The 21,192-nt window shown below is 42.0% G+C and carries 15 protein-coding genes; 14 read left to right on the top strand and 1 reads right to left on the bottom strand.

Features of this window, described 5'->3' with window-relative positions:
- Nucleotides 1-224: 224 nt before the first annotated feature.
- The 8 genes from GGQ60_RS00785 to GGQ60_RS00750 all read left to right on the top strand — a co-directional run bounded on the left by GGQ60_RS00785 (nucleotide 225) and on the right by GGQ60_RS00750 (nucleotide 11,260).
- Nucleotides 225-4,466: a type I polyketide synthase gene (locus GGQ60_RS00785; protein WP_183759494.1), complete on the top strand. Its 4,242-nt coding sequence runs from the start codon at nucleotides 225-227 to the stop codon at nucleotides 4,464-4,466.
- Between the two features lie 23 nt (nucleotides 4,467-4,489).
- Nucleotides 4,490-4,735 carry a phosphopantetheine-binding protein gene (locus GGQ60_RS00780; RefSeq protein ID WP_229685057.1) on the top strand — a complete coding sequence of 82 codons (246 nt, stop codon included), beginning with the start codon at nucleotides 4,490-4,492 and terminating at the stop codon, nucleotides 4,733-4,735.
- Complete coding sequence (locus GGQ60_RS00775) at nucleotides 4,726-5,490, top strand: alpha/beta fold hydrolase (RefSeq protein ID WP_183759492.1); 765 nt, start codon at nucleotides 4,726-4,728, stop codon at nucleotides 5,488-5,490. Before GGQ60_RS00780 ends, GGQ60_RS00775 begins: the two co-directional genes overlap by 10 nt.
- A gap of 11 nt (nucleotides 5,491-5,501) precedes the next feature.
- Nucleotides 5,502-6,701 carry a glycosyltransferase gene (locus tag GGQ60_RS00770; protein WP_183759491.1) on the top strand — a complete coding sequence of 400 codons (1,200 nt, stop codon included), beginning with the start codon at nucleotides 5,502-5,504 and terminating at the stop codon, nucleotides 6,699-6,701.
- 11 nt (nucleotides 6,702-6,712) lie between these two features.
- A complete protein-coding gene (locus GGQ60_RS00765; RefSeq protein WP_183759490.1) occupies nucleotides 6,713-7,927 on the top strand; it encodes a glycosyltransferase in 1,215 nt (404 codons plus the stop codon).
- A 243-nt stretch (nucleotides 7,928-8,170) separates the two neighbouring features.
- Complete coding sequence (locus tag GGQ60_RS00760) at nucleotides 8,171-9,460, top strand: condensation domain-containing protein (protein ID WP_183759489.1); 1,290 nt, start codon at nucleotides 8,171-8,173, stop codon at nucleotides 9,458-9,460.
- A complete protein-coding gene (locus GGQ60_RS00755; protein WP_183759488.1) occupies nucleotides 9,457-10,725 on the top strand; it encodes a condensation domain-containing protein in 1,269 nt (422 codons plus the stop codon). The genes GGQ60_RS00760 and GGQ60_RS00755 overlap by 4 nt, the downstream gene beginning before the upstream one ends.
- Nucleotides 10,718-11,260, top strand: coding sequence for a hypothetical protein (locus GGQ60_RS00750; RefSeq protein WP_183759487.1), 543 nt, complete (start codon nucleotides 10,718-10,720; stop codon nucleotides 11,258-11,260). Before GGQ60_RS00755 ends, GGQ60_RS00750 begins: the two co-directional genes overlap by 8 nt.
- A gap of 10 nt (nucleotides 11,261-11,270) precedes the next feature.
- On the opposite strand, the gene GGQ60_RS00745 is transcribed toward GGQ60_RS00750, so the two are convergent.
- On the bottom strand, nucleotides 11,271-13,349 hold the full coding sequence (locus tag GGQ60_RS00745) for a CehA/McbA family metallohydrolase domain-containing protein (RefSeq protein ID WP_183759486.1): 2,079 nt from the start codon (nucleotides 13,347-13,349) through the stop codon (nucleotides 11,271-11,273).
- Between the two features lie 152 nt (nucleotides 13,350-13,501).
- Here GGQ60_RS00745 and GGQ60_RS00740 point away from each other — a divergent pair, with 152 nt between their 5' ends.
- From GGQ60_RS00740 to GGQ60_RS00715, 6 genes are all read left to right on the top strand, one after another.
- Nucleotides 13,502-14,362 carry an alpha/beta fold hydrolase gene (locus tag GGQ60_RS00740; protein ID WP_183759485.1) on the top strand — a complete coding sequence of 287 codons (861 nt, stop codon included), beginning with the start codon at nucleotides 13,502-13,504 and terminating at the stop codon, nucleotides 14,360-14,362.
- A gap of 599 nt (nucleotides 14,363-14,961) precedes the next feature.
- The gene (locus GGQ60_RS00735) at nucleotides 14,962-15,582 is read left to right on the top strand and encodes a peptidase M16 family protein (protein WP_183759484.1); all 621 of its coding nucleotides are present in this window, start codon (nucleotides 14,962-14,964) and stop codon (nucleotides 15,580-15,582) included.
- Between the two features lie 155 nt (nucleotides 15,583-15,737).
- On the top strand, nucleotides 15,738-17,087 hold the full coding sequence (locus tag GGQ60_RS00730) for a M28 family metallopeptidase (protein WP_183759483.1): 1,350 nt from the start codon (nucleotides 15,738-15,740) through the stop codon (nucleotides 17,085-17,087).
- Between the two features lie 44 nt (nucleotides 17,088-17,131).
- On the top strand, nucleotides 17,132-17,605 hold the full coding sequence (locus GGQ60_RS00725; protein WP_183759482.1) for a TspO/MBR family protein: 474 nt from the start codon (nucleotides 17,132-17,134) through the stop codon (nucleotides 17,603-17,605).
- Nucleotides 17,606-17,655: 50 nt separating this feature from the next.
- Complete coding sequence (locus GGQ60_RS00720; RefSeq protein ID WP_221235848.1) at nucleotides 17,656-19,953, top strand: patatin-like phospholipase family protein; 2,298 nt, start codon at nucleotides 17,656-17,658, stop codon at nucleotides 19,951-19,953.
- Nucleotides 19,950-20,480 carry a hypothetical protein gene (locus tag GGQ60_RS00715; RefSeq protein ID WP_183759481.1) on the top strand — a complete coding sequence of 177 codons (531 nt, stop codon included), beginning with the start codon at nucleotides 19,950-19,952 and terminating at the stop codon, nucleotides 20,478-20,480. Before GGQ60_RS00720 ends, GGQ60_RS00715 begins: the two co-directional genes overlap by 4 nt.
- Nucleotides 20,481-21,192 lie beyond the last annotated feature (712 nt).

Raw genomic sequence — 21,192 nt, 5'->3', positions numbered from 1 at the left:
GCCATCATAACGCTGTATTTTAAATATAGAACTGTCATCCTGAGCTTGTCGAATGACCTTTCTTAAATGGCTTACATAGCGTCTCGACGGGCTCAGTGTGGCAAATTTGATTGAATCACCAATAGGATACAGCCTTATGATGATCGCGTTAGTTAAACAGGGTAAAAAGTTAGTACAGTTAAATTAATGGAACCAAGATTAGAAAGGTCCCCTAAGCGAACAAGATGAAGAAAAGCGATGTAGCAATTATTGGAATGTCATGCATTTTTCCCGGTGCAAAGGATATGCAGGCTTTTTGGGAGAATATTATTAACCGGGTAGATGCTACGCAACAGGTTCCGGCCGACCGGATTGATCCCGTACATTTCGACAAATCGGTAAGCGGGGTCGATCGTTTTTATTGTAACCGTGGCGGCTTCATACCCGATCATCAGTTCGACCCACAACGGTTTGGCATTTTACCATTGGCTGTTGAAGGTACTGAACCGGATCACCTGTTAACTTTAGACCTGGTTCACCAGGCACTGGAAGATGCAGCCGTATTTGAAAAAAAATATTCCCTTGATAAAACAGGCATTATTATCGGCAAAGGAAATTATGTAGGCCCTGGCGCAACCCGTGCCATCGAAATTGTGCGCACAGGCGAGCAGATATCGAGTGTATTAAAAGATTTGATGCCACAACTTACCGAGGCTGAAATTGAAAAGGTAAAACACGAATTCCAATTGCGTAAAGGCCGTTTCAGTGCCGATACTGCCATGGGGCTAATCCCTAATTTAGTAGCTTCTTTAGTAGCCAACCGGCTTAATCTGGGCGGACTGGCTTTTACTTTAGATGCTGCGTGTGCCAGCTCACTCCTTGCAGTAGACCATGGCGTACAGGAACTAAACAGTGGCCGTTGCGACATGATTATTGCCGGTGGCGTACATTTAGGTCAGAATGCCGCTTTTTGGAGCATATTTTCCCAGCTGGGTGCTTTATCCAAACAGGAAAAAATTAAACCTTTTGATCAAAATGCCGATGGTTTGATTATTGGCGAAGGCTGTGGTTTTGTGGTGCTTAAACGCCTCGAAGATGCCATCAGGGATCAGGACAAAATTTATTCGGTAATTAAAGGTGTAGGTGTCAGCAGCGATGGCAGCGGCACCAGCGTCATGAGTCCTTCTGTTAAGGGCCAGTTGAAAGCCATTACCGAAGCCTGGAAAAACGCAGAACTGAAAAGTAAAAATATCGGCTATTTAGAAGCTCACGGTACCGGCACACCACTGGGTGATAAAACGGAGGTAGAAACCTTAAAACAATTTTTCGGTCAGGATGCCGGCCTGCCAAAGGCAGGTATCGGTTCCGTTAAGTCGAATATTGGCCATGCCATGCCGGCAGCAGGTATTGCGGGTTTAATCAAATCGAGCCTGGCATTGTATCATGGCATCATCCCTCCAACGTTACATTGTGAAGAGCCTATGGCTCAACTGGCAGAAACCCGTTTTTCGGCCGTGCAAAAAGCAATAGACTGGAACGAATCAGGCTTGCCTAAACTGGCGGCAGTAAATGCATTCGGTTTTGGAGGAATTAATGCCCACGTGGTTTTAAGTGCTTACGAAACCGCCAAAAAAGATGAGGTTTTGGTCATCGCAAGACCAACTCATGAAAGCCTGATCCAATCGCTCGAAAATGGCGATTATAGCGTTGGGCAGGGTAATTTCAGGTTAGTATTGTTTAACCCTGGTGCTGAAAGGATCAGAAAGGCCTTAAAAATTGTAGCAAAAAATTCTCCCTGGAGAAATAAACAGGATATCTGGTATACCAATAAGCCTTTATTGGCAGATAATGGTAAAATTGCTTTTGTTTTTCCGGGCCTTGACGGGCTCGCTGGCGGGGAAGTAAAATCTGTTGCCGAATATTTTAATATCGATATCGATGAAAACAACAAACAGGAGGGCCTGTTAAGCGAGGCACTTCATATCCTGAACAAAAGCAGTGTTTTAGATCAGGCGTTAAAACAACTGGGCGTTAAATCAGATATGAATGCCGGGCACAGCCTTGGCGAGTGGCTTGCAGCAAGATCTTCAGAGCTGGCAGAAGAAAGTTCCGTAATGAATTTACTGAATGTACTCAACCCGGAAACCTTCGAACTGAAAGATTCGCGTTTTATTGCCGTCGGTTCCGGTTTAGATAGCCTGCAGCCCATTATAGAAAGCATCCCGGATTTATACCTCTCGAACGATAACTGCCCACAACAGGTAATCCTTTGCGGCAGTAAAAATGCACTCGATGAACTCGTTCCGATTTTAAAAGCGAAACAGATTTTCCATCAGATCCTTCCATTCCAATCGGGTTTCCACTCCCCTTTTGTGGCCGATAAGCTGGGCCTGATCCTCGAAGGCATGCAGGATATGCAGTTCAGGAAAACGACTACACCGCTTTGGTCGGCTACTACTTTAGAAACTTACCCCGAGGGTTTCGAAGCCATCCGCCAGTTAAGTGCCGAACACCTGATCAAACCGGTGCGTTTCCGTGAACTAACCGAAAAATTGTATGCTGAAGGGGCGCGTGTATTTATCCAGGTGGGTTCTGGCGGTCTGGTGGGCTTTATCGATGATACACTAAGGGGTAAAGATTTTAGCACCATTAGTGCCAATGTGCCGATCCGTTCGGGCATTACGCAACTGCAAAGGGTTTTGGCCGCACTTTTTGTCGAAGGAAAGGAAATCGGGCTTCATTATCTGGGCAACATCAAATCAGCACCACCTCAAAAAAACAAAGGGATTAAACTCGAACTCGGTTCGCCGATTATCCATAACCTGCAAACCCTTAAAGGCTTAACCATTAAACAACCAATAAAACCCAAAACTTTTGAGGAAGCAAAACATCCGGTATTACAGGCCTTTAATGAGAATGTGCTGGAAATGATCAACATGCAGAGCGAGATGATCGAACTATTCGAAAATGCCGCTTTACAGACCGATCAGCCGGGCAATTGGGTAACTGCCCAACCAATAAAACCGATCAGGCAGCCTTTCAGCCAAAAACTCGATGTAAGCCTGGAAAACTGTCCTTACCTCATCGATCACTCCCTCTTGCGGCAGCCAAAAGGCTGGCCAACAGTAGAAGATATGGATCCGGTGATCCCGATGACCATGATTTTTGAAGTGTTTGCTGAGATCGCCAATGCACAATCGCCCGGAGAAAAAGTGCATAAAATTATGAATATGCGTGTTTTTCAATGGATGAATGTGGTTAAACCTTTCCAGGAAACCGTAACAGGCGAGTGGAAAGACGAACAAAGGGTTTACCTGAACCTCGAACGTTTTGCCAATGCAGAAGTACAGCTTGCAGCACAGTTAAACGCTGCTCCAAACCGGAATTTCGATATCGGAAAGTTACTGAATATCGACCGAAACACTGAGCAGATTTACGACGCACACATGTTCCACGGACCTGATTATCAGGGTATCAAAAAATTAATCGCTGTTGGCGAAAAAGGAATTACCGGTATTATTGAAGCTGCAGGCGGAAAGGGTTCCCTGCTCGATAATGTGGGCCAGCTGTTTGGTTTATGGCTCCAGCTTACGCTAGAAAAAGACCGGATCGCTTTCCCCGTTAAGATTCAGGAAATAGAATTTTTCGGAGATATGGCCGATCAAAAAGGCACCTTCGAATGTACCTGCGTGCTTACCGAAATTAACGATGAATTTGCCACGGCCGATATCGTAATGAAAAGGGATGGCGTTACCTGGTTGATGATTTCAGGCTGGCAAAACCGCCGGTTGGAAATAGACGAACCACTTTGGAATGTATCAATGTCGCCACTCCACAACCGTTTATCCGAAGAAGTTGCCCCTGGCGTTTTCTTTTTCGGCAATGCCTATTCGCGTGTGGTATCGTGGGATTTTATCCTGAAAAGATATTTCAACCAAACAGAGAAAAAGCACCACCAGAACCTGTTGCCAAACAAAAGAAGAACCTGGATGATCAGCCGCGTGGCGGCAAAAGATGCTGTTCGGAATTTACTGAACATACAGAAAAATCAGGCTTGTTATCCTATTACTTTCGAAATTTATTCTGATGAATACCGTAAACCTTATGTTAAAGGTGGCTTAACGGATAACATCAACATCTCGATTGCGCACAAAGGTACAGATGCCGTAAGCATAGCCCGTTTTAATGAACCGGTGGGCATTGATATCGAACACATCGAAGAACGCAGTGCAGGCTTTTTCGATCTTGTATTTAACGATCATGAAATGGCCTTGCTCGAAAACCGCGACAAAATCGAATGGGCAACCCGGTTCTGGGTAGCCAAAGAAGCCTATGGCAAATACCTGGGCAAAGGTTTACAGGGCAACCCCAAAGCCTATACGGTTGAAGCAATCAACGGCGAAGAATTACGCATCAATAATACCACAATCAAAACGATCAAACACAAAAACTATATTATCGGATGGACACTATCACTACAAAATTAAGCAGCGAAGAAATCTTCAACCTCATGAAACAATTTATCACTGAAGTAATCGGTGAAGAATTTGTGGAAGAAATGGATATCACCCCTGAAAGTTCTTTCACCAAGGACCTGGAAATGGACAGCATTGAAATTGTATCATTCTCTGAAAAAATTAAAGCACATTTTGGCGATCAGATCGATTTTACAGGCTGGTTATCTTCGATGGATTTAGATCAGCTGATCAACTTAAACCTGGGCATGATCATCTCTTATATCGAAGAATGCCAGTAGTAACGGTAAACGGCAGATCGGTCCATATTCAGGAGCTTAACAAAGAAGCTGCTGAAACCATCGTCCTTGTGCATGGGATGTTCAGTAACCTGTCTGTCTATTATTTTAACATCGCACCGCTATTGGCTACAAAATATCACGTGGTACTTTACGACCTGAAAAGCCATGGCATGAGTGAAAAGGCACTAACAGGTTACGACCTCACCAGCATGACCAACGACCTGCTTGCACTTTTAGAGGCGTTAAAGCTGCAAAAGGTACATTTAGGCGGATACAGTTTCGGTGGATTAATTGCTTTAAAAATGGCCATACGCTTTCCCGAACGCATCAACAAACTGGCCGTAATTGAAGCACCGGATCCGAATGACGATAAAACAAGGGGGATTATTGATGAATACAGCCGAGAGTTTTTAGAGCATTACGTTGAAAATTTCACAGATACTACAAAAGTAAAAATGGGTAAAAGACAGATGGAGCGCAACCACCGCATGTACGAATACCTGTTTTATCAGACCTCGATTAAAACCGATATGGAATTCGAAAAAGACTTTTTTGGCAGCCCTGCAATCGAAACCATAAAAAAGCCTGCATTATTGTTGTATGGCACCGATTCCAATTGTTTAAACGCAGGAAAACACTTGGAAGGGCTGATCGAAAACGCCTCCTTATCCGCTGTCCCGGGTGATCATAATATCCCGATCCAGCAACCATTGGTTATTGCTGAAGCATTATTAAACTTCTTCCAGGAAAAATAAATTAAACACAGATGGCAAAATTCGTATTTGTAGTTCCTCCCCTAACCGGCCACATTAACCCAACTTTGAGCATGGGGGCAGCATTATTGGAAAGAGGCCACCGTGTAGGGTGGATTACGTTAGATCAATCGTTAGGCGATAGGCTTCCTGCTGGTGGAGAACTGCTTGTGATCCGTTACGACCAAAGCGATCAGCAGAAAAAAGATTCCGAAAAGTACCTCGATATCATTAGCAAAAAAATTGTGTACGGTATTGATAGCATTAAGTTTCTGTACGAGGAAGTATTAATCCCGCTTAACAGACACAGCTACGAAGGCATTGCAGATCTGCTGGATCAGTTTAAGCCCGACCTGGTAATTACCGATCATCAGATGTTTGCCGGTGCCATAGCGGCCAGTAACAAAAACTACCCTTATGTTACTTCAGTTACCGCTCCCGCAGCGATTAAAGTAATGGATGAACTGCCTAAAGTGCACGAATGGGAAGTAAATCAGATTGTTGCACTGCAAAAAGAATTCGGTATAAGCGCCGCGGGTTCTATTGCCTGCTCTGAGCTGGCCACTCTGGTGTTTACCTCGCGCGATTTTTTCGGAGAGATGGACTTACCGGAGCATTTTAAATTTGTAGGCCCTGTTTTTAACCGCCGTAAAACCGCCATTCCTTTTCGGTGGGAAGCCTTTCATACCAGCAAACCTAAAATATTGGTGAGCATTGGTACCACCTTCGATCATGAACATAAAAAAGCCTTTTTTGCCAAGGTAATCGAGGCTTTTGAAAACGAAGACCTGCATGTGGTGGTGGTTTCCGATCCTGCTTTGTTCGAAGAATGGCCAGCTAATTTTACCGTACAGCGCCAGGTACCGCAATTAGAACTATTACCACACCTTGATGCCGTAGTTTGCCATGGCGGACATAATACCGTTTGTGAAACTTTAATGAACGGACTGCCAATGGTGGTCATCCCGATTGCTTATGACCAAAGCCATGTTGCCGGAAGGGTTTTCAGGGTTGGTGCCGGAGAACGCTTAAACTTTAACCGTTTTAAAGCCGATCACCTGAAAGAAGCGGTAAACAAAGTGCTGCAGAACGACAGTTATAAATTGGCTGCAGAGCAAATTAAACAATCCTTTATTGAAGCAGGCGGAACAGAAAGTGCCGCCGATTTACTGGAAACTTTAAGCAACAGAACCTCAACTGTACTCATCACTTAACCAATAACCTTATGTCAAAATTCCTTTTCGTTGTTCCGCCTTTTTTTGGTCATATCAGCCCAACATTAAGTATTGGTGCAAGTTTATTGGCCCGTGGCCATGAAGTAAAATGGCTCGGCATCACCCCACTGGCCAGGGTGCATTTACCTGAAGGAGGCGAATTCATTTATCCTGAAGAAGACCTGGCCGAGTATGCCGACGAAATACAACGCATTTTAAAACGCCAGGATGATGGCCCGGCATGTTCCGGTCCGGAAGTAATGAAACTCGCCCTCGAAGAGACTTATGTGCCTTTTGCCAAAATGATGATGAAAGGACTGAACAACTTTGTTGATGCCTGGAAACCCGACGTTATTATTAACGACTGCATTACTTTTGCCGGTGCATTAAGTGCTTATATAAAAGGCATTCCGTCGGTAACCACTACACCCGTTCCGCCAGATGTAATGGGCGATACCGCTAACAGTGCACCCAAAATATTCGAATGGCAACAAAACCTGATCAAAGGTTTACAAAGGGAAGTAGGCATTTACAGTGACGATATACACATCCACTCGCATGAGCTGAACATGGTTTTCACTTCTCAGGCCTTTGCCGGTTTTGAAGAAAAGCCACCGCACATGCATTTTGTTGGCCCGGTAAAAGGCAGGCCAAATTTAGCACCCTTTGATTGGGAACGTTTGAGTAAGGTGACCACTCCTAAAATATTTGTTTCATTAGGTACTTTACTCGTAGATATCCGTGCGGCATTTTTCCAAAAATTGATAACTGCTTTCGAAAACCAGCCTGTAACTATTGTAGCGGCAACCAATCCTGATATTTTCGAACATTGGCCGGATAATTTTATTGTGAATGGTTTTGTGCCACAATCAGAATTAATGCCACATATGGATGCCGTAATTTGTCATGGCGGTTTTAATACCGTAAACGACACCTTTACCAATGGTTTACCCATGTTGATTACCCCAATTGCTTATGACCATTTTCATACAGCTAAACTAATTGAACAGGCAGGCTGTGGCATCAGCATCCGGTACAAGCGTTTACGCACCAGCGAATTAAGAGAGACCGTTTTTGAGCTTTTGGAAAATCCGAAATACCGCCAGGCCGCACAAAGAATAAGAGAAACTTTTATCGAAGCCGGTGGCAATGATAAAGCGGTACAATTGCTCGAAGATTTTGCTGAGGTTCACAGAGTTGTCAATCTTGATGGCCCTTTTGCCTAGATTGCGAAGAGCGGTCGTCATGCTGAGCTCGCTTCAGCATCTTGCCTGTTATTAAGATCCTGAAATAAAGGATGACGGGACGATCAAAAATTAACAAGCCTGGGAGGTAATAGCCATTCCGGCAACCGTCATTTCGACTGAAGTGCAGTCCCGAGGTTAAGTCGGGAGAGAGACCTATCTAAACAGATCTCTCGACTGCGTTACACTCCGCTCGAGATGACGGAACGCATTACAATAAAAAAAATGAAAAGAAAACTGCTATTTGGTGAGCGGATGTTATTTGGAGATGGCAAAAGTCCGTTTAACATTGTTATACCCTTCAAAATCAGGGGAAAAATAAAAGAAGCGGATTTAAGGTTTGCTTTATTTAAAATCCAGAAGAAACACCCCTGGCTAACCGCAGCCATACGTTTTGATGAAAACAAAAAGCCCTGGTTTGTAGCCAATCTTACCGAAACGTTCGTAATCCCCATCCGTATAGTGGATCGTTTAAACGATGAACATTGGGAGCAGGAATCTACTCATGAATGGAAAACGGTTTTCGATGCCACAACTGCACCGCTTTGCCGCATGACCTGGCTAAGAGGAGAAAATGTTTCCGAAATCCTGATGGTTTATCATCACTGCCTTTGCGATGGTACTGCCGCGCTTTCAATTTTAACCGAACTGCTTCAACTTTTAGATGATCCGGATGCCGATATTGGCAGGGAAATGCCGATTATGGGCATAAAAGATGTAATCCCTGCAAAGGTACTGAACAGCTACCGCAACCGTACCAAAAACGGTTTAATAGGGAAAATTGCTACGTTAGCCCTTTGGATGATCCCGGTCAAAAAAGTAGCCGTTGAGCGTAAAAAAGATTTTATGCTTCATTGGAGATTCGACCAGGAATTAACAAAAGAGATTATCCTCTTTTGCAAAAACAATCAGTTCACCGTAAATACATTGCTTAGCGCTGCCGTTCTGACCGCATTTAAAGCAGTAAGAAAAGAAAAAGCCTTTAACAAAATATCGCTTCCTGTTGATATCAGGAACTTTAATCCGATTATTAAAAAAGACCACATTTTTGCCTTTGGTTTAATGATTGTACTTTCATTATTGCCACAAAAAGATTTCCTGGAAAATGTGAAAGCCTTACAAAAAGAGGTAAACGATAAATCGGCCAAACTCAATCCCTACAGTTTAATGATGATGATGGAGGCTTGTCACCCGGCACTTCAAAACTTCACCAATTTCTTAAAATACGGCAAATCAAGCAACGACTGCATGTTTTCTAATCTGGGTAAAATCGACATCCCTCATCAATACCGGCATTTTGAGGTCGAAAGCATATTTAGTCCGTCTGTAATGGGACCATTGGGCAATACCACTACCATGATCGTCTCCACGTACCGTAACCAGATGGATTTCACTTTTGTAGCCAGCGAAGGATACGTACCCTATGCAGAAGCCGAAGCCATTAAAGAAAAGCTGATCGCAATCCTTAAGGCCCAGGTAGGGCAACCTGTTGAAATTTTAAGCGCAACCGCATGAAAAGAAGATTAATTTTAGGAGAACGGATTATGCATGTGGATGCCAAAACACCATTAAACTGCGTGTTTGGCGCTAAAATATTAGGTACTATCAGGGAAGAAAACCTGCATCAGGCATTGTTGAAAATCCAGCAGAAACACCCGCTGTTGCAGATGAATATCGATGCCACCGGCAAAATACCCTACTTTGTACTGAACGAAAACATCGGTAAAATCCCGGTCAGGATTACCGGTCGTTCTACTGATCAGGATTGGTTAATACAATCAAAAGCCGAATGGTACAAGCTGTTTGATGCCCAACATGAGCCTTTGGCAAGGTTGGTCTGGCTAAAAGGCGAAACAGCATCCGATCTTTTGCTCGTACTTCCGCATTGCATCTGCGACGGTACCACCATATTAAACCTGATGCGCGAGCTGATCACGTTAATTGATAATCCCAAGCAGGAACTCACTCCTTATCCGTCGTTTTCATCCGTAAATGACCTGCTGCCCGAAAATTTTTCCATTACCAAAACCGGTCATTTTAAAGGAAAGATTTTTGCCGCCCTGGGCCGTTTGTTTTTCTTTTTTAAATCTACTTCCAACAAGCATGTAGACCGGAGTAATTATGCCGTTCACTGGAAAATGAGCCAGGAAGATACCCAAAAACTGTTATTAAAGTGCAAAGAAGAAAACACAACCGTACATGCAGCAATCTGTGTAGCCTTTATGGAGGCTTTTAAACACATACAAGGCACTAAAGCCCATGGCAAGGTTATCTGTCCGGTTGATATCAGGCGCTTCGTAGCGGCCATTAAACAAGATACGATGTTTGCCTTTGCCCCAATAGTGGAGCTTAAACTCGATCAGGCTGAAAATAGCTTTTGGACAAAGGCGCGGGCTTTAAAAACCGATTTGGAAGCAAAAATCGGCGAAATGAAGGTTTACGACCTGTTAAGCATGAGTGAATATTTTCATTCATCGGTAAATAAAATGATCGGCTTTTTAAAAACCACAAAAGGTACCCACGATGTTACCCTAAGCAACATGGGCCTTTTAAACGTACCGAAAAACTACCAGGATTTTTCTATAGAAACCATATATAGCCCTACTGTAGCTTTTCCATGGAAAAATGCCAATACTTTAGTGTGCAGCACCTTTAACCAACAACTGGATTTCTCTTTCATGTCGAACGAATCTTTTTTGAGGGAGTTTGAAGCCTGGCAGATCAAAGACCGCGTAATGGAACTCATTAAGGAAAATTTAAACGAATTGGCCAATGCCTGATCAAGCGGAATATAATGAGGAGGCAAAAGTATCGAACTGGCGAAAGTTTGTGCGTAAAAATCTGCTCATACACCTCGTTCCAAATACAGTATTGAATACGGTAGTACCCTATTTTGCTTTTAAAGCACAAAATTCGGTATACCTGTTTAGCGGCGAGCAGAATCTGGCCCGCTTTTTACTACCCATGTCCCTACTGCTTCCCTTTATGATCACGCTCGATATTTTGAAGAAAATAAAAGAACTCCAACATACCGGAGCCATCAATTACAACGAAGAGATAAAAATTACCGGCTATCCTTTTATTCTGAAAAAAGCTGGCTTAAATGGCCTGTACAGCATCATGATCGTATTTGCACTGATGCTCGCCTTACACTTCTCTTTTCCTAAAAATCACGATTTTGGTATTACACCATCTGCAATATGCGCTGGGTTGTTGGCGGGTTTATATTCCATTACCTTTTTTTATCTCGCCATTAGGAGGTTTAAAAATGACGCATATAAAATAAATTATCCCTCAGGATCACACCGCGAATAATGAAAAACCACTATTCCAACCAAACCATTTGCGTAAAAGCACCATTGGTTGCAACGTCCCAGGCCTCTACCCTAACCCACTTACGGCCTTTTAAATTTACAGGCCAACTGTAATCTCTTTTCCCAAAAGCCTGGGTAGTATTTAAATTAATGCGATTACGATATACCTTTGCGCCATCACCCGATACAATTTCGACAAAGCTTAAGGGAAATGTCCAGTTGAGTTGCATATTGATCTTTGCTTTTCCGCTATGATCAATCTTTAATGTTTCTCCGGCACCTTTTCCATTAATGTTAAACTTTGGAATCAACACCTCTCCGGTAGAAACAAAAAATTTGCCTTCCCGCATTACGTCTAAAACAGGTTTCCAACCATCTGCATAGTTTGGCAACGTATCCATCTGCAAATAATTCACATTTAAATGCGCGTACATTTCATTTTGCTCAGTAATGGTAAAGATGTCGGCTTCAGAAATAACATGTTTTTTCAGTCCCCAATTGGCCATATCGTCCATTAAGTTCAATACCCTTTTACTTAAGGTTGGCAGGGAAAGATCGCCCGGAATAGCTTTCCAGGCGGCGCCCATAAACGTCTCTGATTTAAAAAAATCTTCTTCTCTATATTGGTCAGGATAACCTGTTGAGGCTTTTGTCCGGGCATGGGCAGTCCAGGCTAAGCCTTGCTCCTGTTCCAATAGTCTAAGCATTTCTGCTTTATCGTTTATGCGGTAAACCTTACCATATTTCGGGTCGTTGGTTTCGAAAGGCAGATCACTTTTTCTCGACATCACCCAATAAACAGGTTTCGGAAAAAATGCGAGCCAATGGCCTCCATAAAAATTATTAGCCTCTTCTCCGGGTAACAGTAAGAAATCAGGATCAGATAACCTTTTGGTTTGTTTAAACAAGGCATCTAATTCTTTTAAACGTATCGAATCCGGTCCTTTAGGATGTCCGGGACCATGAAACTCGGCAAGCTTAACAATATTCAAACCTGCCTTTTTTAATACCTCCACAAATTCAGGCTTTTCCGGAACAGGTTTTCCGCTCAGTACCACATCCGAAATAAATTCATTGTGGAAATGGCTAGCCATTGTTTTATAACCTGCCAAAGGCACATAAGTATCCTGATGTGTAAACTTTTTAACTTCTTCTAAAGCTGTATTTGCACTGCCGTCACTTAACAAACAGAAAAAATTAAGGCGCTGTTGGGTATGGGGTGGTGCATTAAACCAGGGCACATAACGCTTATCACCCAACGGATCCTGCCTGATACCTATACCAAAGTCGGGGATTAAGTTTAAATAGTTACTACCCTTCCAGGTAAATTTAAGGTTAAAAGCTTCATCTAAAGGATAAAAGTATTGGTGCGGCGCTGGAAAGACCGCCAAACTTGCGCCATTATTTTCGCCGATAACCGTCCGGTATTTTACCTCCAGGTTTTTAGCCGGATCTGTTTTAACTCCCTTTTCCGTCTGAAGATTTCCCTTTACGTCAGACCACGATATGTTTGCCCAGACATCTTTTTTACTTGTTAAGCCGGCATCATATAAAATAGCAGTCGAATCTCTTGGGGTAGATACCACAGCCGCAACATTAAATAAAGGGCTTCCATTATAAAGTGTGATTTCTAAAGCGCCGCTAAATGTTTCGCATTGCATGCCTGATATTCTTACAACCGTTTGCGAACCCTGCGTAGAAACACTTGCATTACCCTTTTCGAAGTTTATAAGATTTGTGGTATAAGGCCTGGTCGGAACCCTGTCGAAAAAAACATCCCAGCCCCCACTGTTCTGACTTAAGGTACGTTTACCTATTCTTAGCACAAATGCAGGATCGAGATGAGCAGCAACTTCTTTTAAGGCACCCTGCTTTCCTAACCACAAACTTTTAAACAATGGTTGGTTACGATTAAGGTCGAGAATCATTCTGCCTACTGCTCCTTTACCAACCGGCCAGGTAAGCACAAGTTCTTTTTGACCGGAAGAAACAGTAGCACCATTAGCCTTAAACGCTTTTAGGTTTACCTGGCTTTGCGCATTAAATGCCGGAACGCATATTATCAATAATGCAAAAATAAAACTCCTCATACAGCTTAATCGTTTTAGTAAAGATATATGAAGATAATAATTAAGTGCAGAACATAAAATGTTTGCTGTTTTTAAGCATTTTATTCATTATTTATTTTTTTTCCAAAAACAAATATCATTACTTAACTTAATGTTGATTTAAACTAAACATTGTGCACCCTATACTCATCAGAAATAACGTTAAAATCCTTGGCGAAGGTAGCCAGGTAATTGTATTTGCTCACGGCTTCGGCTGCGCACAAAGTTCCTGGAAATTTATAACAGATGCTTTTCTGCAAGACTACAAAGTTATATTATTCGATTACGTTGGATCAGGTGATTCAGACCTGAGTCAATATGATAAACATAAGTATGCTACTTTAGAAGGTTATGCATGCGATGTAATCGACATCATCGAGGCGCTCGAACTTTCTGAAGTTATTTTTATCGGCCACTCGGTAAGCAGCATGATCGGCATGATTGCCGCCTTACAAATACCGGCTGCATTTAAAAAATTAATTTTTATTGGTCCGTCGCCAAGATATTTAAATGATCGCGATTATATCGGCGGATTCAACACCGAAGATATTGAAACCATATTTGAGCATATTGCCGATGATTATATAGCCTGGAGCAAGCAATTGGCGCCTGCGGTGATGGATAATCCATTAAAGCCTGAACTGACTGATTTTTTACAGGAATGCTTTGAAGCTACCGACCCCAGCGTGGCGCTGGCTTTTGCTATGGCTACCTTTAAAGCCGATTATAGAGACCAATTAAAAAACCTCGAAGTGCCCAGTTTAACCCTGCAAAGTTCGGACGATATCATGGCTCCCTTATCAGCCGGCGAATTTATCCATGAAAATACACCAAAGAATTTTTTGGTGGCAATGAAAGCTACCGGCCACTTTCCGCACATCAGCGCACCCGAAGAAACCATAAGGGAAATAAAAGATTTTATCGAAGATATCAGTTTAAAATCAGCAACTGAACAGCTTTACGCTTCCGGAAAATTTTCAAGTATTGATCATTAAAATCCAATAACAAACAAAAAGTACAGGCCGTTGGCCTGAAACGCCTGTACTGCATCATCCTATTCGCAGTTCGCCACAATCAATTACTCTGCCCTGCATATCCATCATTGGTTCTGATCTCCTTCCTGTCAACAGCTTGCCGGCAGGTCAGCATATGGTCTTTTCTCTGGATCCTTTTCAATTAACTTCATATCAGGGCATATCAATCTCAAACTTAGCAGGTGTATGCGGTGAATAGCTAAGTTGCGATAGAATATCAGTCTTCAGCAATAACCTTTAATGCCCGGACCGGCCTGCAAAATTAATTCTTAGACTGGTGGCAGTTACACGCCCTATCCCTTATAAACAATTCATTACTATCTGATTACATTACCACTCCAACCGGGAATAACGTGAAAATATTTTCAAAATGAATAATGAACAAAATGAATAATATCTATATTTGCAAAAAAATTACTTCGTTTTTTAAAATATACGCATTCCTTTCGTCTAGGTAATTTACCTTCCCAGAGACTAAAAAATAGTCAATTAGACATCACAGAAGTAGATTTTTGACACTTAGTTTGAAATCATCAATCAAAAAAGAACAAAAAAACAAAATGAACAAAATTAAAACAATTGCATTTGCTGCATTAAGTATCCTTTCTGTTTATAATGCAAAAGCTCAAAATTTTAAAGAGCCGGTAGGCTATAAACTTAAAAACGGCATGAACATTATCATTTCTGAAAATGATAGGTCGCCAAAGGCATACTCAAGTTTTACCTTGGATGCTAAAGCATTCAGCGATAAAAAAGATGGTGTAGTGGAGTTGTTAAATGCCGTTTTAAACGAAAATGTACGTAAAAACGCAAACATCAGTTTTAAAGATAACAGTGGCAAACTGGCTACCGCCAATGCCGATCTTGAAAAAGATTTAATTGAAATGGCTTCTTTAATCCAGAATGCTACCATCGATCAAAAAACCTTTAACCTGGCGAAAGCCAAATTAATGGCCAGCATTAAATTGCAGGACTACGATTTTGACCAAACGGTAAATGAAAACTCGATCAATGCATTAACCCTTGCCGATGTTAAAGATTTTTATAGCCAGATTTCTCCTGAAAAAACTTTTTTAACCATTGCAGGAGATGTGGAATTAAATGCCGCTAAAGCTTCCGCTAAAAAAGCTTTTGGTAACTGGAGCAAAACTCAGGAAATTGCTTCAACCGTTGCAAAATAATTACTAAACCAAACCATACAGCCCCCTGGTAGTAATCAGGGGGCTTTTTTTATGCCCAAAATGTTACAAGAGTTCCACTTTTAGTGGCCCATATTCCAGGAATCAATCAATATATTCGTTTTAAATAAAATCTTCATTTCTGAAAAAACCGACAGATGAAAAAAATCTACCTCCCGCTACTTTTTGTTACCGTAAGTTTATCGCTGCAGGCCCAGGTTGTGGTGAACCGGAACCCCGATATCGATAAAATGGTTAAAGCCGTAAACCAGGATTCGCTAAAATCATATATCAGTAAACTGGTTTCTTTCGGAACAAGAAATACACTTAGCGATATTAAAAGTAAAACGAAAGGGATCGGAGCCGCCAGAAATTGGGTGCTTGGCAAGTTTAACCAGTTTGCCAGACAAAGCAATGGCAGGTTAACCGCCTATTTAGATACTGCCACTTTTAAACCTGATGGTAAAAGAGTAGACCAACCTACACTTTTGGGCAATGCCGTAGCCGTACTTAAAGGCACCGATGCCAGCGATAAACGTGTATATGTGGTGAGCGGCCACCTCGATAGCCGTGTTACCGATGTGATGAACAGAACCAGCGATGCACCCGGTGCCAATGATGATGGCAGTGGTGTTGCCGGCGTAATGGAGGCCGCAAGGATAATGAGCCAGTATAAATTTCCGGCAACTGTAATTTTTGTAGCGGTAAGCGGCGAAGAACAGTCTTTACTGGGCTCTGGTTTTATGGCCTCAAAAGCAAAAAAAGAAAACTGGAATGTAGATGCCATGTTAAACAATGACATGATCGGCAGCAACAATAGCAGCGAAACCCAGATCATCGATAATACCCGTTTACGCGTATTCAGTGAGGGGTTACCCGCTTTCGAGCTGGATAAAAATGCAAAAAGCATCCGCCAGTTTGGTTTGGAAAATGATGGAAAAAGCCGTCAGTTGGCACGGTATGTTAAAGAAATAGGTGAACGTTATGTCGATCAGCTGGAAGTTAAGCTGATTTACAGAAACGACAGGTTTCTTCGCGGCGGCGACCACACCCCATTTGTAGAAAACGGTTTTACAGCGGTTCGCATTACCGAAATGAACGAGAACTTCGATCACCAGCACCAGGACCTCAGAACCGAAAAAGGCATTAAATATGGCGACCTGCAGGAATTCATGGATTTCGAATACCTGCGTAAAAATACCGCTGTAAATATTGCTGTTTTGGCTAACCTGGCAAAAGCCCCGTCGGCGCCCACCGACGTAAAAGTAGATGTTAAAAACTTGAGCAATTCTACTTATTTATATTGGAAAGTGCCTGTAAATGGTACAGTAAAAGGCTACTATGTACTCCTGCGCGAAACCAGCAGCCCGGTTTGGGAAAAGAAATTCTTCACCACTGCCACCGAACTCAGGTTACCTTACAGTAAAGACAATTATTTGTTTGCCGTACAAAGCATTGGAAACGAAGACAACGAAAGCCTGCCTGTTGTTCCGGGCATAGGCAGGTAAAAACATTTTAGGGTATACCTGTGTTTAAACCTCAAATTTGCCATATGAAATTTAAACCGCTAGCTTTTATTATTAATATAGCCATTACGCTGGGCGTTGGTGCCCTGGGCGGATGGGCTACGGCCCAATCGGTCAGAACCTGGTATCCAACACTCCAAAAACCTTCATTTAATCCCCCTAACTGGCTTTTTGCGCCCGTTTGGACTACGCTTTATATATTAATCGGCATTGCGGCTTACCTGGTTTGGACCCGGCGCGATAAAATTGTTCATTTCCCGCGCACCGTTGCCATCTACCTTATCCAGTTAATTTTAAACCTTTGCTGGTCGTTCATTTTCTTTTATCTGCATGAGATAGGTTTTGCCCTGGCCGAAATCATATTACTGCTGGCCATAATCATCCTTAATGCACTTACGTTTTATAAAATCAATAAATGGGCAGGCCTCCTGTTTATCCCATACATCTTGTGGGTTGGTTTTGCCGCATTTTTAAATTATAACATTTTCATATTGAACTGATATTAAAAGAAAAACCCTTATTTTTAGGAGTGGTAACTTTTAAACGATTTTTGCTGATCCTTTTCGTTCTGTGCTGTAACCGGTTGCAGGCACAAAAGGTTGGTCTTGTTTTTAGCGGTGGGGGCGCCAAAGGATTGGCCCATATCGGTACCTTAAAGGCTTTAGAAGAAAACCACATCCCGATTGATTACATTACAGGTACATCTATGGGGGGTATTGTTGGGGCCATGTATGCCGCAGGGTATAGCCCTGAACAGATTGAAAAAATAGCGCTCAGTAACGATTTTCAAAATTGGGTAAATGGGCGCTATACCAGCGATTACACCTATTATTTTCAAAAAAATGCACCAAATGCCTCAATGCTGACGGCAAAGGTAGCCATTGATACGGGTTTCCATTTTAGTTTCCGCTCCAATCTCATAAACGATATTCCTTTAAATTTTGCTTTTTTAGAACTTTTTGCCCAGGCATCTGCCGTTTCTAAAGATAATTTCGACCATCTTTTCGTCCCTTATCGCTGTATGGTTGCAGATGTGCTCTCCCAAAAAAGTATTGCAGTAAGCAAGGGAAATTTAGCCGAGGCAGTAAGGGCAACCATGACGGTTCCGATCATCTACCGCCCAATCAAACTGGACGGAAAATATGTTTTTGACGGCGGACTGTACAATAATTTCCCTGCCGATATCATGGAAAGAGAATTTAAACCAGATGTGGTGATCGGTGCCAATGTTTCTTCCAAAACCTACAACGAATACCCTAAAAATATCGACGACCGGTTAATGAACCGTTTTTTGGTATACATGTTCTTGTCTAAATCAGATTCGACCATGATCGGCAAAAACGGGGTATACATCCAACCCGACCTGACGGGCTACAGTGTTACCAATTTTGCACCTGTATCAGAACTGATCAAAAAGGGATATGATGCCACGATGGCCGATATGCCCAGGATCAAAGCCCTGATCAGCAAAAGGGTGAGCGATGATGAACTCGCTAAAAAAAGGGAAAAATTTAATGCTAAAAAACCTGATCTAAAATTCAGCAGCATTATGGTAACCGGCGTAAACAACCAGCAGAAAAAATATGTGGAACGTCTTTTTAAAAGCGATAAAGTTACTTTTAACCTGGAGGATATTAAACGTGGGTATTACAAGCTGGTTGCCGACCAGACTTTTGAAACAGTATATCCAAAAATTTCTTATCAGGCGGCAACAGACAGTTATACTTTTGAAGTGGTGGCCCAGCCTAAAAAGAGTTTCAAACTCGAATTAGGGGGCAATATCTCTACAAGGCCCATCAGCAATGTTTTTTTAGCCGCCCAATACAATTACCTCAACAGGAAATCCTACACGTTTGGAACAAGCTTTTATTCCGGCCGTTTTTACGAATCGGTACAGGTAAATGGCCGGGTAGATTACCCAACCAGGCTGCCTTTATTTCTGGCGGCCGAGTTAACGTATAATCACTGGAATTTCTATAATACCAGCCAGATATTTATTGAAAACCCGCGTCCTATTTACATTGAGCAATCAGACCGGAAGATCGATCTCATGATGGGCATGCCCCTAAATTACAACACCAAAATTGTTCTGCACTCTACATTCATCAACAATAACGACCGTTACAGCCCCAACAACACCTTCGCTGTGGGTGATTTGCTCGATCAAACCATTTTTAACGGTTACAGGGGTTCTTTAAACCTGGAAAAAAATTCGCTGAACCGAAAACAATATGCCACCAACGGCCAAAGCTTTTCGTTAAGCTTTAGTTATACCACTGGTCGCGAAAATTATAATCCCGGCAATATTTTCAGGAATACCCCGGGTTTTGTGAAGGTTCCGGGCAGTAGCCGGCTACACCAGTGGGGCAGCATCAAACTCACCCAGGAAAATTACTTTCTACACTATAAAAAATATACTTTGGGTTATATTGTGGAAGGCGTTATCTCCAATCAACCGTTATTTAGCAACTATTATGCAACGCTTTTAACTGCTCCGGCCTTCTATCCCCTGCAAGATAGCCGCTCACTGTTTCTGGATAAGTTTAGGGCAACTACTTACGCCTCCGGTGGAATAAAAAACATTTATAATGTTAAAAAAAATCTCGATTTTAGACTGGAAGGTTATTTATTTTTACCCCATAAAGAGTTTGAGCTGAATAATTTCCAGGATGTAGATTATGCCAAAGCCATTACAAAATTACGTTACGCAGGTACTGCGGGTTTAGTTTACCATTCGCCGCTCGGTCCCGTAAGTTTAAGTTATAATTTATATAATGATGCAGTTAAAAGAAATGGTGTATTATTGCATATCGGTTATTTAATTTACAATAAACGTTCTATCGAATGAAACGAATCTTAATCTTGTTATCGTTATGTTTAATCGGTTTTTCAGGCTCGGCCCAAACCGCAGGCATTAATAATTTTCTGGTAAAGGAAAATTTGCTTAAAAACAATAAGTTAGCCATTATAGCCGCCGATTCGCTAAACAACCCCAACGAAAATATTAACGGAACCTATACCTTTAGTGTAAGCGGTTTTACACAGATCTTAAAGTTTAACGATGGCATTGCCGTACTACCCTTACCCATCGATAAATCTACCTTCGTTTATATTAAGCATCAAAACGACTCAGGTACACATAGCAAGCTCGTGTATGTTTATAAAAAAGATAGCGATTTAAGTCCATATGCAATAAATAGCCTATGGCTTTTTATTATCCCCATCGTGCTGATCATTATCGCATTTGCTTTCCGCAAGCTCATCATATTTGTAGTAATCGTATTTTTAGTATTTGTTTATTTTAACCATAGCAACGGGCTAAATCTTTCTACCTTTTTCGAAAGTATTTTTGATGGTTTGAAGAACCTCGTCTGACGTTTTCTGAATTAATTTTTCATCACGAATCGTCATTGCGAGGCTGGATAAGCGCGAGCCGAAGCCATCTCATGTCATAATTTTTTTTATTCTTTTTAGAAAAGCAATTCCTGTGGTGCTTCGGTTCTACCCGTCCCGCCCTTGGCTTAACCCCGATAAATGTTCAATAAGTTAAATTACACTTCGTCGGGGTAACGCTGCCGGTCGGGTTTAGTTAACAACAGCCCGTTTTTCTATGGAATTCTCCGTGTTCATCCGTGTTTCCATGGCAAATATAAATAGGTGATTATCGGTGGTGTCTGATGTTACCATCTGACACAAAAGTAAAAACGTAGTTGCCAATAGCTGTGGATTAATAAGTTAAATTACACTTCAATCGGGGTAACGCTGCCGGTCGGGTTTAGTTAACACCAGCCCGTTTTTCTATGGAATTCTCCGTGTTAATCCGTGCCTCCGTGGCAAATATAAATAGGTGATTATCGGTGGTGTCTGATGTTACCATCTGACACAAAAGTAAAAACGTAGTTGCCAATAGCTGTGGGTTAATAAGTTAAATTATACTTCAATCGGGGTAACGTTTCCGGTCGGGTTTAGTTAACACCAGCCCGTTTTTCTATGGAATTCTCCGTGCTCATCCGTGTTTCCGTGGCAAATATAAATAGGTGGATTATCGGTGGTGTCTGATGTTACCATCTGACACAAAAGTAAAAAC

This window comes from Pedobacter zeae (assembly GCF_014196715.1).
Classification (GTDB): Bacteria; Bacteroidota; Bacteroidia; order Sphingobacteriales; family Sphingobacteriaceae; genus Pedobacter; species Pedobacter zeae.
This window is presented reverse-complemented; position numbering and strand designations above follow the sequence as displayed.